At 43.6% G+C, this 14,729-nt stretch carries 13 protein-coding genes; 4 read left to right on the top strand and 9 right to left on the bottom strand.

Translation table 11 applies throughout. The annotated features are described in order from the left end of the window. Nucleotides 1-79 precede the first annotated feature (79 nt). Together betB and FKN05_RS01710 are read left to right on the top strand one after the other, a co-directional pair. A complete protein-coding gene (betB, locus tag FKN05_RS01715; protein WP_099611357.1) occupies nt 80-1,534 on the top strand; it encodes a betaine-aldehyde dehydrogenase in 1,455 nt (484 codons plus the stop codon). 246 nt (nt 1,535-1,780) lie between these two features. After that, nucleotides 1,781-2,998, top strand: coding sequence for a BCCT family transporter (locus FKN05_RS01710; RefSeq protein WP_170886712.1), 1,218 nt, complete (start codon nt 1,781-1,783; stop codon nt 2,996-2,998). A 130-nt stretch (nt 2,999-3,128) separates the two neighbouring features. Here the strand turns inward: FKN05_RS01710 and FKN05_RS01705 are convergent, their stop codons facing one another. After that, the gene (locus FKN05_RS01705) at nt 3,129-3,581 is read right to left on the bottom strand and encodes a YcgN family cysteine cluster protein (RefSeq protein WP_170886710.1); all 453 of its coding nucleotides are present in this window, start codon (nt 3,579-3,581) and stop codon (nt 3,129-3,131) included. 151 nt (nt 3,582-3,732) lie between these two features. Between FKN05_RS01705 and FKN05_RS01700 the strand changes: the two genes are divergently transcribed. Next, complete coding sequence (locus tag FKN05_RS01700) at nt 3,733-3,981, top strand: YkgJ family cysteine cluster protein (RefSeq protein ID WP_170886708.1); 249 nt, start codon at nt 3,733-3,735, stop codon at nt 3,979-3,981. Between the two features lie 110 nt (nt 3,982-4,091). On the opposite strand, the gene recR is transcribed toward FKN05_RS01700, so the two are convergent. The 6 genes from recR to FKN05_RS01670 all read right to left on the bottom strand — a co-directional run bounded on the left by recR (nt 4,092) and on the right by FKN05_RS01670 (nt 9,581). Continuing rightward, complete coding sequence (gene recR / locus FKN05_RS01695; RefSeq protein ID WP_099611361.1) at nt 4,092-4,703, bottom strand: recombination mediator RecR; 612 nt, start codon at nt 4,701-4,703, stop codon at nt 4,092-4,094. 15 nt (nt 4,704-4,718) lie between these two features. Then, a complete protein-coding gene (locus tag FKN05_RS01690; RefSeq protein ID WP_099611362.1) occupies nt 4,719-5,048 on the bottom strand; it encodes a YbaB/EbfC family nucleoid-associated protein in 330 nt (109 codons plus the stop codon). Nucleotides 5,049-5,120: 72 nt separating this feature from the next. After that, nucleotides 5,121-7,130 carry a DNA polymerase III subunit gamma/tau gene (dnaX, locus tag FKN05_RS01685; protein WP_161427417.1) on the bottom strand — a complete coding sequence of 670 codons (2,010 nt, stop codon included), beginning with the start codon at nt 7,128-7,130 and terminating at the stop codon, nt 5,121-5,123. Between the two features lie 20 nt (nt 7,131-7,150). Then, nucleotides 7,151-7,696, bottom strand: coding sequence for an adenine phosphoribosyltransferase (apt, locus tag FKN05_RS01680; RefSeq protein WP_099611364.1), 546 nt, complete (start codon nt 7,694-7,696; stop codon nt 7,151-7,153). A 130-nt stretch (nt 7,697-7,826) separates the two neighbouring features. Next, a complete protein-coding gene (locus FKN05_RS01675) occupies nt 7,827-8,231 on the bottom strand; it encodes a YbaN family protein (RefSeq protein WP_099611365.1) in 405 nt (134 codons plus the stop codon). 246 nt (nt 8,232-8,477) lie between these two features. Continuing rightward, on the bottom strand, nt 8,478-9,581 hold the full coding sequence (locus FKN05_RS01670) for a response regulator (RefSeq protein ID WP_099611366.1): 1,104 nt from the start codon (nt 9,579-9,581) through the stop codon (nt 8,478-8,480). Nucleotides 9,582-9,920: 339 nt separating this feature from the next. Between FKN05_RS01670 and FKN05_RS01665 the strand changes: the two genes are divergently transcribed. Continuing rightward, a complete protein-coding gene (locus FKN05_RS01665; protein ID WP_099611367.1) occupies nt 9,921-10,796 on the top strand; it encodes a LysR family transcriptional regulator in 876 nt (291 codons plus the stop codon). 122 nt (nt 10,797-10,918) lie between these two features. On the opposite strand, the gene fadJ is transcribed toward FKN05_RS01665, so the two are convergent. Continuing rightward, a complete protein-coding gene (gene fadJ / locus FKN05_RS01660) occupies nt 10,919-13,039 on the bottom strand; it encodes a fatty acid oxidation complex subunit alpha FadJ (protein WP_099611368.1) in 2,121 nt (706 codons plus the stop codon). After that, nucleotides 13,039-14,346 (bottom strand): acetyl-CoA C-acyltransferase FadI, encoded by a 1,308-nt coding sequence (fadI, locus tag FKN05_RS01655; RefSeq protein WP_099611369.1) that lies wholly within the window; start codon nt 14,344-14,346, stop codon nt 13,039-13,041. The genes fadJ and fadI overlap by 1 nt, the downstream gene beginning before the upstream one ends. Nucleotides 14,347-14,729 lie beyond the last annotated feature (383 nt).

Below are 14,729 nucleotides of genomic sequence, written 5' to 3'. Positions count from 1 at the left end.
TTCAAACCAATTGAATTTGATCTATCGCTTCTGATATGCAAAAGTAATTAAACATCTAACAAAGAGAACTTTTTTCAATATGACATCACTTTATATTCACGGAAAAGAATTTTGCGCCACCTCTGGAGAGAGTTTTGGGACGTATAACCCTGCAACAGGAAAGCTTCTGAGTGAGGTGGATCAAGCCTCAGAGCAGGATATAGAAGCAGCTATCGACTCTGCACAGAAAGGCTTCCTGCAGTGGTCCGCACTTTCTGGCGCTGAAAGAGGGCGAATCTTGATGCGTGCCGTTGCCATTTTAAGAGAACGGAATGATGAGTTGGCTAAGTTAGAAGTTCAAGACACAGGAAAGCCACTTCAGGAAGCGATTGAAGTAGATATCGCAACGGGCGCGGATGTTATCGAATATTACGCCGGTTTAGCCGCAGGCCTTCAGGGGCAACAGCAAGAACTGGGAAAAGACCAGTTTTTCTATACTCGTAGGGAGCCTCTTGGGATTTGCGCCGGTATAGGGGCGTGGAATTACCCCATGCAGATAGCGATGTGGAAATCAGCACCAGCGTTAGCAGCTGGTAACGCTATGATTTTCAAACCATCAGAAGAGACTCCTCTTACCGCTATCAAATTAGCTGAGATTTTTACTGAGGCCGGAGTTCCTGATGGCGTTTTCAACGTTGTTCAGGGGGATTACCGTGTGGGCCAAATGTTGTCCCGCCACCCTGAGATCGCAAAAGTGTCTTTTACTGGTGAATGTTCAACCGGTAAGAAGGTCATGGCAGATGCGGCAGGAACATTGAAGCAAGTAACAATGGAGTTGGGTGGCAAATCCCCGCTGATCATTTTTTCTGATGCCGATCTTGAAAGTGCCATCAACGGAGCCATGCTGGCAAATTTTTATACTCAAGGAGAAGTCTGTACCAATGGCACGCGAGTCTTTGTTCACGATGATATCTATGACGAATTTCTCACCCGCCTAGCCCAACGAACTAAGAAGCTGATCATCGGCGATCCGATGGACATGCAGACTCAGGTGGGAGCACTCATTTCTACTGAACATATGCACAAGGTTCTTGATTTTATTGAGCAAGGTAAAGCAGCCGGTGCACGTTTAATTGCGGGCGGTGAGCGCGTAATTCAGGCCCCACTAGATAAAGGTAATTTCGTGCAACCCACGATATTCGCGGACTGTGAAGATGACATGCCACATGTCAAAAATGAGATTTTTGGTCCAGTGATGTCTGTATTGCGCTTCTCTGATGAAGACGAAGTAATCCGTCGCGCCAACAATACAGATTATGGTTTGGCTGCTGGATTGTTTACTCAGAACCTATCGCGAGCTCACCGTGTTATAGCACAACTTGAAGCCGGTATCTGCTGGGTTAATACCTGGGGAGACTCTCCGGCCGAAATGCCCGTAGGTGGATATAAGCAATCCGGTGTAGGCCGTGAAAATGGCCCGGAAACGCTCAACAGTTATACCCAAACTAAAAGTGTCCTAATTTCATTAAAAGATCTGGGATCACCATATCAATAGACAATACCACTCAAGCAAAAGAAGGGATTATGCCTAGCTAGTCTCTTCTTATTCTATTTCATATCAGCCTGAGCGATTTTCGCAAACGGCTTAATTCGCCAAGCCCAGTTGCTCAGGTTTTAATTATCGTCCGCACGATACTTAAGGCCTGATGATACATGGTCTGTCACTGACGGCTGAGGTGTGGTCAACAAAACATAATAAGGAATAAATTGTGTTTCATCTCAATAATAAGGAGTCCAGGTAATGACCATTTGGTTATCCATCGGGATATTATTTACTTTTTCTACGATCGTCTTTGTTCTTTTACGATGGGGGAACATGAAGTGTGTCGGTGTCACACCGGTCAGGACTTTTGCTTTCATTGCTATTCTATTTACATCTGGCCTAGATGTGGGATTGATTATGTTCCCGCTAACAGAGTTTGCCGGTTACGCCGACCTTGCAACCAATCCAGAGTACGGGTTCAGTAATCCTCTGGCGATTGAGTTTGGTTTCTGGGCGTTTTTTATTTGGGCGTTCTATTTTCTAACTTGCTTTTATTTTTGCGTGATTGAACCGAGAGTTAAGTTTTTTGAGATCCCGTTAGTTAAATTCATCAACAACCTAGTGATCATTGGCACTTCTGCATTCACGGCTTATCTATTACTGGCTAACTTACCGTGGTACCTGCCAGAGCTTGGCGATGGCGAGAGTATCGTCGGTACCTTCTACCTGGTTGTGTTCGCAGTGATTGCTGTTTCGGTCTATTCTAGTACCAGCATTCGCTATGTGCGAGTGTTGAGTTTGGGTAGTAGTTGGTTGTTTTTATCACTAATTGTCATGATGTGGAGCACCGCTTTTCTGTCTGAAACGTCTAATGTAGGTGAGTTCTTTACTACGATCGCACTGTTGGGAGACTATTTTACCAACTTAGAGCATTTCATATTGCCAATTAATGACTACCATGAATTTTATCTGTATTGGTGGTTTGCCTGGAGTATCATGATCGGTCAATTTACCTCCCGCTTTGTCGGCGGTATGCGTACCTATCAAGTGCTAATTGCGATGATGGTGTTACCGTCAATACCCATCGCTATCTGGTTTAGCGTTCTTTATTACTACAGCGCCAACGCTATCCCTATTTCTAGCTTCTATAACCTAGCGATGGTATTTGTTGGTGTGACTTTTGTGATTAACTCGCTTGATTCACTGGTTCGCCTGTATACCGACAACTTGAACCTGACTGTCAAGCGCTTCGGTAAAGTGAAATATGTCGTTGGGAATATCACCTTTCTAAGCGGCCTGACTCTACTCTTTAAGCTGGACTTTCTGCAGATCCAGTGGGTAGGGGCACTAGCTATAGCACTTGTGCTGGCCTGCTTTAGTTATATTTTGGTTTCGCATTATCGTAAAGTTGCAGCTATTGATTCATCACCAGCAGAGAACAAAATAGACTTCCACAAAATTGAACTGGTTAACTAGATTGAACTGGTTAACTAGAAACTGACAAGGAGGCCATGAGCCTCCCCCTTACCCTTTGCTTACAGGAAAGTATAGGGAACGTTCATCTAGGGCATTTTATCAAACGGGCTCTCTGTACCACTACACAAAATTATTTGTGATGTTTTAATCTATCAGGTAAGTTTTGTATGTGATCTTCCCAATCGATCACATCAATTTCATAAACGACTTTATTGCGGACACTTTCACCAGCAGCGTGCATCGCCGCTTTAGAACCAGTAATTAACGGATGCCATTCAGGAAGCGGCCGACTGTCAGCCAGTAACCGATAGGCACAGGTTTCGGGTAACCAGTTAAATTCATCAATCTTATCTCTAGTAAGCTTGAGGCACTCTTCCCCTGATTCAAAACGATTAGGGTAATCTTTACAAGCACACGTTTTATTATTTAACCAACTACAAGCCACATTGGTGTAATAAACGTCATCGCTATCTTCATCCATTAGCTTATGCAAGCAGCACTTACCACAACCATCACACAGTGACTCCCACTCTGCTTCTGTCATCTGTTCTAATGATTTGCTTTGCCAAAATGGAATACTCATAGCACCTTACTTTTATCAACGTATTGGGGTCAGGTGTTATACCCCTCCATCTTACAAACTTCAAGCCATATAGCGTGATTTTACTGCGTATTACCACTTGATCTGTTAGGATCGGCAACCTTACGCAAACCGTATCTGTAAAGGTAAAAAAATGGATTGTCGACTTGATTGTGGTGCTTGCTGTATTGCGCCGAGCATCTCATCAGCAATTCCGGGTATGCCAAAAGGCAAGCCCGCTGGAGTACGTTGTATTCAGCTTAATGAGCAAAATTTGTGTCAACTATTTGGTAAACCAGAACGGCCAGCGGTCTGTCATCAATTCAAACCCTGCTCAAGTATCTGTGGAGAAACTCAGCAACAAGCATTACAAAACTTGATGTTTCTAGAGCAAAACACTTAAAAAGTCACTGATTAATATAAATCTACCTTTTGTCTTGCCATATGATGCATGGTGAGATGAACATCTCAAAGCTCCCACTCAAAAGTGAAGCTTGAGATGATTGGATGGAATTAAAGATGGGATTGAATTTTTTGTCGCCCGAGTAATGAATGAGATAATGTTGTTCCATCCACTAATTCTAATTCACCACCGACAGGGACCCCATGAGCAATACGACTAACCGATATCTGGTGTTCATGGCATAGCTCTGCAATATAGTGTGCTGTCGCCTCTCCTTCTACCGTCGGGTTCGTTGCTAGAATCACTTCGCTGATTCCCCCCTTCTGCAAACGAAAATCAAGCACATCAAGGCCAATATCACTGGGGCCAATCCCATCGAGTGGAGAAAGGTGACCCATTAAGACAAAATAACGGCCAGAATATTGTCCCGTTGCTTCTAAAGCAGCAATATCGGCTGGGCTTTCTACCACGCAAAGCTGTCCATTCTCTTGCCTTTTCGCATTACGACAAATATGACAGACCTCTTCCTCGGTAAACGTTCGGCATTCTTTGCAGTGGCCTATTTCAACCATCGCTTGGCTAAGCGCATCTGCGAGTTGTAAACCACCTTTTCTATCTCGCTGTAACAAATGAAAGGCCATACGTTGCGCTGACTTGGGGCCAACCCCAGGTAAACAACGTAAGGCCTCCATCAAATGCTCCAGCATATAACTGCTACGCATTGATAATACTCAAGGTTAAAATGGCATCTTCATACCAGGTGGAAGCTGCATACCGCCGGTAATTGCTGACATTTTTTCTTTCTGAGTTTCTTCAATTCGACGAGAAGCATCATTAAAAGCGGCAGCAATGAGATCTTCTAGCATCTCTTTATCATCTTCCATTAAGCTTTCATCGATCTCGACACGACGGACACTATGACTACCCGTTACGGTAATTTTAACCAGCCCTGCACCAGATTCTCCGGTGATCTCCATATTCGCCACTTCTTCTTGCAGCTTTTGCATGCGTTCTTGCATTTGTTGGGCTTGCTTCATCAAGTTACCCATACCGCCTTTACCAAACATAGTTATCTCTCTGGTTTTTCAATTGTGTTAAATAAGTGGGGATAAAACTGACGAATCTCAACCCCATTATCGCTAAATAGGTCGAACGCTTTGTTTATCCAAGACTGCATTAAAGCGACGCTCGATAAATTGTACGTTCGGATCTTGTGTTAAGCTTTCTAGCGCAAAAGAAAGTTTTTGTTGATACAAACGCTCCCTTAACTCTAACGGAGTTTCTCCCTCTTCGCCGATTACCACGGTTAGGTGACACTCTTCTCCTAACTGCTTGTTTATGGCTTGTAACAGCTCACTTTGCGCTTTATCCGTATTTAGATGTGCGTGGGAAGGACGTAAGGTTAATGCGATGGATGAGCCTTGTTTTATACATGTAGAGTTTAAAGCAAGCTGCTCAACGAGTTTTGCGATTTCTAATCGATAAATTAAAGCTGCCCACTCATCAGATTGGATAGACTCAGCAATCAACGTTTCAACCATTGCTGGTGTTTTTTCATGCTCTAATGCTTGTTTGATTTCGGTTGGCGTTAGATCTCGTTTCGTTGCAGAGACCAAGGTCGACTCGATTGAAGGACGCCATTGATACATGGGTTCATCAGGCTGGGTTTGCTCTGTGGATTGGAAATTTGGCGACATCGGCACCGCTGGTGTTTGGCTACGTTGAGCCACTCGTTCTAATACCGACTGTGGTGTTACAGATGCCGCACTAGGCTTTTTTGGCCCGTTTCCTTTAGACGTAAGCCCTTGACGCTGTGAGCGAAGTTGATGTCTTAATCCAACCACTGGAGAAGTGGTATCCTGCGCCGAATTCGGGGTAACTGGCGTAATTTCTTGTGCTTGCTGCTGTTCCTCTAAAGACACAGATGAAGACATTGGCATCGGCGCGACTTGTGTCTCTACCGGTATTTGAGGATCCGATGAAACCGAAGGGGTTACCTGCAATGCAGGTGAAGGCATCGCATTCGTTTCGGGTTGAGGATCAAACCGGTGGACCACCGAAACTTGTGAAGGCCGAAAAGCCATCATACGCAGCATGATCATCTCAATACCAACCCGCGCTGTCGGCGCGAGAGGAAGATCTTCTCGCCCTTTCAACGCAATTTGGTAGTACAACTGAACATCTTGTGGTGCTAACGCATTGGCTAAACTGCTAATTTTCTCTGCATCAGGCAGTGATTTATCCACACTAGATGGTAAAGCTTGGCACATAGCAATACGGTGTAATTGTGCTGCACACTGCTGTAGTAAACCATCCCAATCCACACCATAATCAGCCAGTGATTCAATACAACTCATCACCGTTTGCGGTTGTTTACTGCTAATCGCTTGTAATAAAGTCAATGCCTGATCGGTATCTAAAGTGCCGAGCATATGCACTACGGCGTCATAATGTATATGTCCGTTACCTAACGCAATTGCTTGATCTGTTAAGCTTAATGCATCACGCATACTGCCATCTGCAGCATGCGCTATCAAGGACAATGCTTTAGGCTGAGTGTCTACCTGCTCAGCTTGCAAAATGTGCTCAAGTTGCTGTTGGATTTTTTCAACTGCGATGGGTTTAAGATGAAATTGTAGGCAACGTGACAGAATCGTAACCGGTAGCTTCTGTGGATCGGTCGTTGCTAATAAGAACTTGACATACTCAGGCGGCTCTTCCAGCGTTTTTAATAACGCATTGAAACTATGCCGAGACAGCATATGAACTTCATCAATCAGATAAACCTTAAAACGACCTCGAGCGGGTTTATATTGTACGTTATCTAGTAGCTCACGAGTATCTTCTACTTTCGTCCGAGAAGCGGCATCAATTTCGAGTAAGTCAACAAACCGACCTTGATCAATCTCTTTGCATGTTGCACATTGCCCGCAAGGTGTCGAGGTGATTCCCGTTTCGCAGTTCAACCCTTTAGCAAATAAGCGTCCAATGGTTGTTTTACCTACCCCTCGAGTACCACTAAATAAATAAGCATGATGAAGTCGATTTTGCATTAAGGCATTTTCTAAGGCCGTCAATACATGCGCTTGACCAACAACTTCTTTAAACTTGGTGGGCCGCCATTTTCGTGCTAAGGCTAGATAACTCATGAAACCTTCCCTTGGGCTAATTAATGACCTTCAAATTCACAAATACTAAACACATGTAACCCTAAACGTTCGAGGCGTTTATCCCCACCAATTTCTGGTAAATTAATCACAAAAGCGGCATGTTCAACTTCACCACCAAGCTGGCGAATAAGCTTCGTTGTTGCTTCGATGGTTCCACCCGTCGCCAGTAGATCATCAACCAACAACACTTTGTCGCCGGGTTTAATCGCATCGACATGAATTTCTAATGTGTCTGTACCATATTCTAATTCGTAAGACTGCGCGAGTGTCTCTCTCGGTAACTTCCCGGGCTTACGGACAGGAACAAATCCAACCCCTAACTCTAGTGCGAGTGGTGCACCAAATAAAAAACCGCGGGCTTCGGTACCAACGACCTTATCAAATCCTAAGGGTTGATATTTTTTAGCCAGTAACTGGATGGTTGCTTGATAAGCTTTAGCATCTTCCAATAAGCTGGTGACATCACGAAATAAAATGCCAGGTTTGGGATAGTCTTGGATACTCTTGATGCTTGATTTAATAAAAGAGAGAGTTTCGGTTGTCATAGCTCAATTAACTTCGATTGGCTCATCACAGCTGAGGCTATTGATGATAATTAGAATTTTATGCACATTCACTGATGTGCATACGAAAAACAAAGGCCCACTCGAAGAGCGGGCACACTTCGCCATAATGCTAGTGATTTTTGGGTTGATTAGCAACTAGCTCATACGTCGGTAAACGGACAAACCAAGCGATCAGCACCATAAGACCGATAAAGAGCAGAATTTTCAACCACAAATGAGACACCACGACAATCGACAATGTGAAGCTAGCCAAAATCAACAGACAGCCACGCCGCTTCACTCGCCTTGAAACGGCACGATGCTGTTGCCAATGAACTAGAATTGGGCCAAATACGCGATGATGATTTAACCAATAATAAAACTTAGGGCTACCATGAAAAAAACAAGCGCTGGCTAATAAAATAAAAGGGGTGGTAGGAAGAAGCGGTAGCACAATACCCAAAATGCCAAGCAAAAGACTCAGCCCACCAACAAAGTTAAGTATCAAATGACGAATATTGATGATAGGCCTCATGAGTATAAATACACCGATATGCTTGTGATAAACAACGCTAAGCCAACGTCTCAACCGCTTTAACTATACCTAAACGGCTTGAAGTTGCAGGTTGGTGGCAAGTGAGCAAATCCCCATGAGCATAGGCAAACGATATGATTAGGGTAAACGAACCTAGCCAACACCGCTTCAGCTTCAAGTAGAAAGGGATAAGGAAACTATATTACTATTCCTCAAACACTGGATCCACCCTAGGGTCTGTTGAGCCTAGCTTTGAATGCCTTGGTAAATATCCAACGTAAAGCTACTCGCGCCGATACAACTTGCTGAGATTTGGCATCCTCGATGGATTGGAAGATCCTTGGTGATGAAGTTTTTTAAGCAATTTTCTCCCAATTTAATACCAGGATTGACCGAGTGCATGATATAACCGTTTGACCACTGGCAAGGCAAGCCAGCAGGTAACAGTGAAACCGTTCCATCGGTTAAGTCTGCTAAGCCAAACAACGCATCAATCGGCGCTCCGCCTTCAGAGCATTCAATCCCTCGTTCAAAAATCGCGGCTAACTCCTTCAAATCAGCATTATGGTGGCGTAAATTACGTAAATAATCATTGAATAATGCCCGAATTAGTAATGTGCTCGCGACACCTAACTCTTTATCACTGGATGAATCAATAATGTAAAAAATCAGTTGCCCATTGATCAACCATGCATAATCAAAGACTAAAGGCATCACATCCGTTGATTGTAATAAGCGATAGCTGCATTTCCAGATGCCTTGTGACGTATCATTCTCTGGTAGCAAGGCTTGTAATAGCTCTTTTGCGGTATTGGGATTTTCTCGTAAATACTCTAGATGCCAATGAAGCTCTTGCTCTTCTGGAATATCACCACCACCATCGACTCGAAACCATTGACTGGCAAAGTCGCGTTGGTCACTCAAATGATGAGTAGTATCTTCCAAGGTACTTTTGATTGCACACCGTAAATATTCATGGTTACCAATCGGTTTTGGTAAAAAATCTTTAATACCGTAACGCAGCGCTTTGGCTATTTCTGACATTTCGTCGGTAGCTGAAACCACAATTAGCGGTAATGACGGATACTCAAGGCTAACTTCTTCAACAAATTCGATGCCGTTCAACACTGGCATCGACAGATCGCATAAGACCAAATCAGGGTCATTACTGCGTAATTTTATCAGCCCATCAAGGCCATCTTCCGCTTCAACAACTTTATATCCCTGCGCAGAAAGGTAACCACTGGTCACTCGCCTAAAAATAGGGTCATCATCCACCAGCATAATCAACGTATCCTGTTCTGGCGGTTTTTCTGTGCGCCGATTCTCTCTAATATAGTCTTTGTACATGGTGTCGACCTTACGATGTGATTAGCGACTTAGCGTAAATTAGCGCTGGCTGCCTATAACCCATGATATTATTGTATTGATAATTATTTGTATTAATCACCCCCTAATTGCCGCACTTTGTTCTGTTTATAGAGCATCGTTAGCACGATAAAAGGAAGTTCTCGCTTACTTACAAAATAGTCACAAAAGACGATTTACACAAATATTCCTCTTTTTGTCGCGGTTACATACTATATGTATGGAATATCGCGAATCGTCCAACATGTTGATGTGACGCAACCTTTAAGCGAAGATATCCGTATAAATTACCTAGATTATTAAAATAATGTGGCAGGAATAATGAAATTAGATGATCTCAATCTCTTTCGACTGGTTGTCGAACATGGTAGCTACACCGCCACATCTCGTAAAACGATGATTCCCGTAGCGACCATTACTCGACGTATTCAGGCACTAGAAGACTCTTTAAATCTTCGGTTGTTAAATCGTCATGCACGTAAATTATCATTAACAGAAGCAGGAGAACGTTTTTTCCGAGATTGCTCACCATTACTTGAACGCCTCGCCGCGATGACAGAAGAAATTACCGACGAATGCCGTGGTGCATCGGGAACGATTCGTCTTTCATCCCCTTCCAACTTAACTAAGCGCATGATGATGCCGATGTTCAATGAGTTCATGCATCAATATCCAGAGATTAATCTTGAGCTTACGACCAGTAATCATGCCGACCAATTAGACCCTACCGAATGGGACGTTATATTCCGAGTTGGGCCTCAACGCGATTCCAGCTTAATTGCTAGAAAAATTGGTGAAGTTAAAGATATTTTGGTCGCAAGCCCTCACTATCTGATAAAACGCTCAGAACCCGCCCATGCTGAAGATCTCTCTCATCATTCGTTATTAAAAGGTGAGCCTTTGCTCAAGTGGCAATTGGTTAACAGCCAAGGCGAACACGTGATTAATAATGATCCGGGACGCTTTCAGTCTAACGCACTCAATGTAATTCGTAGTGCGTGCTCTGATGGGCTAGGAATCACGTTAATGCCTGATGTCATGCTAAAAGAGTTTCTTGCTGATGGCAGTTTAGTTCGTGTTTTACCGGATTGGAGTGCTAACCCTCGGGATATTTATATGCTGTACAACCACAAAGATCATTTACCTGAAAAAGTGCGCATATTCATTGACTTTGTCATTGCTTACCATATTCATTAAAACCGTCTTTGCCTACATCACTGCAGCTTTTAATAGTAAGGAGCAAGCGATGAAAAAGAGAGCGAGTATTTACACCGCTCCCTTTTTCATTTCATGGTGTTGGTTGTGCATTGAAAAGCAGGTCAGTAAAAGGTTTCGCCTTGCCCCGCTCGAGTCACTATCCCTTCACAAGGAGCAAAATGGTCACCATACTTCAGTGCGTGCTGATTCATCATTTCGACTAGCGCTTTCAATCCGAGATGATCCATGTAACGGAAAGGCCCGCCCAAAAATGGAGGGAAGCCGATACCAAAAATAGCACCAATATCCCCATCTCTTGCGGAGCAAATAATCCCTTCATCCAAACAGCGAACCGCTTCATTCAACATTGGCAGAACACAACGTAGAGCTATCTCTTGATCGCTCCACTTCGATTCTGGGGTTAGATTAAGGAGTTTATAAACCGATTTATCCACTTTTTTATTTTTATTCCCTTGATAAGCATAAAATCCTTTGCCGGTTTTTCGTCCTTTTCGATTATCGTTAAGTAGCGTTTCAAACACGTCTGGCCCTTGAAAACGAGGCCCAAGCTCATTTACCAACACAGGCATAATTTTCGATCCGACATCAATCCCAACTTCATCTAATAAAGTAATGGGCCCGACTGGGAATCCAAAGTTAAGTAGTGCGTTGTCAATATGCTCGATCGGTTCACCTGCTAACAACACTTTTGCCGCTTCATTCATATATGGTGCAAGAATACGATTGACGTAAAATCCAGCACAATCTTTAACAACAATAGGTGTTTTGCCTTGTTTCTTTGCTAAAGCAACCACCGTCGCAATAGTATCGGATGAAGTGGTAGTGTGAGGGATAACTTCAACTAAAGGCATTTTTTCGACGGGACTAAAATAATGCAATCCAACAATATTCTCAGGTCGTGCTGCTTTCGCTGCAATTTTAGCTATCGGCAAGGACGAAGTATTGGTTGCAAAAATAGTCTCAGGCTGAGCGTATCGCTCAACCTCTGCTACCATCTGTTGTTTGAGTGCTAGATCTTCAAATACAGCTTCAATCACCACATCTAGATGTTTAAATCCAGTAAAATCGGTACCGCCAGACAATTTCATCATCTGAGCCTGTTGTTGAGCTCGAGTGAGAATTTTGCGCTTACGCTGTTTATCAAACAGTTTGAAGTTATAGTTGAGGGCATTGAGTACCCCATCATTAGAGACATCTTTGATTCTTACTGGCAACTTTGCTTTAGCAACACTGACATAACTGATGCCCGCTCCCATTAGTCCACCACCCAACACACTTATGCGCTGGATCTGCCGAGGCTTGGCATCACTTCCATGCTCTTTTTTCATCTCTGTTGTGGCAAAGAAAATAGACCGTAATGCTTTTGATTCCGGAGTCATCACCAACTCACCAAAACGTATGGCCTCTATGGCTAATCCGGCTTTTAAACCTTGATCTAATCCGGTTTCTATGACCTCTAAAATGGCCTCGGCAGCTGGATAGTTTCCCCGTGTTTTTTGCATCGTTTTCTTACGGGCTTGATCAAAAATCAGCTTACGGCCTAACCCAGTATTGGCGATCAATTTTTCTTTGAGTGGTAACTTTACTTGGCTACGTTTTTTACCTTTATCACCGATAAAATGTCGCGCGACATCCAGCAAAACACTTTCAGGGACACAGGCATCCACTACCCCAAGCTTCTTCGCTTTTTTCGCTCTTATCTGTTTACCGGTTAACATTAAATCTAACGCGGGTAATAAACCAATTAAACGAGGCAAACGTTGAGTGCCTCCAGAGCCAGGAAGCAGCCCTAACATCACTTCAGGTAAACCTAATCGCGTTTTATCATCATCACTACACACGCGATAATCGCAAGCTAATGCTAATTCAAGCCCACCACCAAGACAGGGACCATGAATAGCTGCCACCACAGGAAAAGGAAAAGCTTGCAACTGTTGAAACATCTGTTGTCCCTGAGTGGCTAATGCTTGGGCCTCGGAAGCTGAACGACACGCATCTAACATTCGCACATCAGCGCCGGCAATAAAGTTATCAGGTTTTAATGAATGAATGATCAACCCTTTGAGCTGTTTTTTTTGCGCATCTAATTGCTTAAAAACCCCTTGCATTTCTTGTGCAAAAGCCGCTTGCAAGGTATTCATTTTTTCTCCGGGCACATCAATTGACAGCCATGCAATATGCTGATCATCGATCTTTAAGTGGAATGCTTTTACCTCACTCATTATTCAACCTCCAAAATCATGGCTGCGCCTAATCCACCGGCAGCACAAGCAGTATTGAGTGCTAATCCACCACCACGACGCTGCAATTCTCTCAATGTTTGGATCATCATTCTGGCTCCTGTCGCAGCAAAAGGGTGGCCATAAGCAATTGAACCACCTAACACATTAAACTTGTCCATATCAACCTCACCGATAGCTTGGCTGCGTCCTAAATATTGTTGAGCAAATTGATCGCTCGCAAACATTTTCAAGTTCGCTAACGTTTGCGCGGCAAAAGCTTCATGCATATCAATTAATGTTAAATCGCTCAGTTCAATACCAGCGCGATCTAGCGCGATAGGAGTGGCAAAAGAAGGCCCCATTAACATATCTTTTTCAACGCCAATTGCAGAGAATGCATAAGAGCGAATATACCCCATCACCGGCAATCCCAGCGCTTTGGCTCGCCCTTCGCGCATTAAGATCAGAGCGGCTGCGCCGTCAGTTAGTGGGGTACTATTTGCCGCTGTGACCGTACCATACTGACGATCAAACGCCGGACGTAATTTTGCATAGCCTTCAAGGCTCGAATCAAAACGAATATTATTATCTTTGTCGATCCATGCCTTATAAGGCTCAGGAAATGCCGTCATCACTTCGCCGTTAATTTTTCCTTCATGCCATGCTTTGGCTGCAAGCGTATGAGAGCGGTGAGCAAGGGCATCTTGATCTGAACGCAAAATGCCATGTGACTTTGCCATTTGTTCGGCGGTTTGTCCCATTGAAAGCCCTGTCGAATACTCAGCAACCGCAGGTGGAACCGGCCTCAGATCTTTGATTGAAAGTGATTTTAATATAGCGAACTTTTGACTTAAGTTTTTAGCTTTACTTAATGCCAATAAACTTGCAGCTAGTTTTTTTGAAACACCGATTGGTAAAACCGAGGAAGAATCAGCCCCTCCAGCAATGCCAATATCTATCGTACCGGCCATAATACTTTCAGTCACATTGACTGCAGATTGAAAGCTCGTTGCACAAGCCCGAGTCACGCTATAAGCATCGGTGCTAATATTCATGCCTGTGCCTAATACAATTTCTCGGGCAATATTAGGGGCTTCAGGCATTTGTACAACTTGCCCAAACACCACTTGCTCTATTAAACGGGGATCGATATCGGTGCGAGTAAGCAGTTCACTCACGACCATTTTGCCTAAATCTACTGCGGGAGTTTGAGAAAAGGCGGTACTTTGGCGTGCAAATGGCGTTCGTAGCCCTGCAACAATCGCGACACGTTCACCAGAACGGGTTTTCACTTCCTGCTTGCCCATTATTTCTCCTTAAAATAAGAGGTCAGACCTGACAAGTATTGTAATCAAATTGTTACACAAATCAAACAAGTGTTTAAATAAACGTGATTCCGGCAACGAAAGGAAGGCAAAAAAAAACCACACAAGACTGTGTGGTCGGAATATATAAAAGCAATTAACTTACGCCAATTGAAATAATCAGTTTCCTGATTAGGAGAAAGTAAAGTCAGCCTTCAAAAGGAAGTGTCATCTTGCTCAACGTGTCAGTCACAAGGACTAACGAGATGACAAGTGTTAATATAGCGGCTTACCCATAAGATATTTTGAATTAGATCAATTTTATCCCCGTTTTTCGCCCCTTACGAGACCAAAAATTGATCCAAAACAAATTATAGCCAAACGAC

The sequence above is a fragment of the Vibrio sp. 1-1(7) genome, assembly GCF_013048485.1.
Taxonomy (GTDB): Bacteria; Pseudomonadota; Gammaproteobacteria; order Enterobacterales; family Vibrionaceae; genus Vibrio; species Vibrio fujianensis.
Note: the sequence above shows the minus strand (reverse complement) of the source record. Positions and strands in the feature narration are given on the sequence as shown.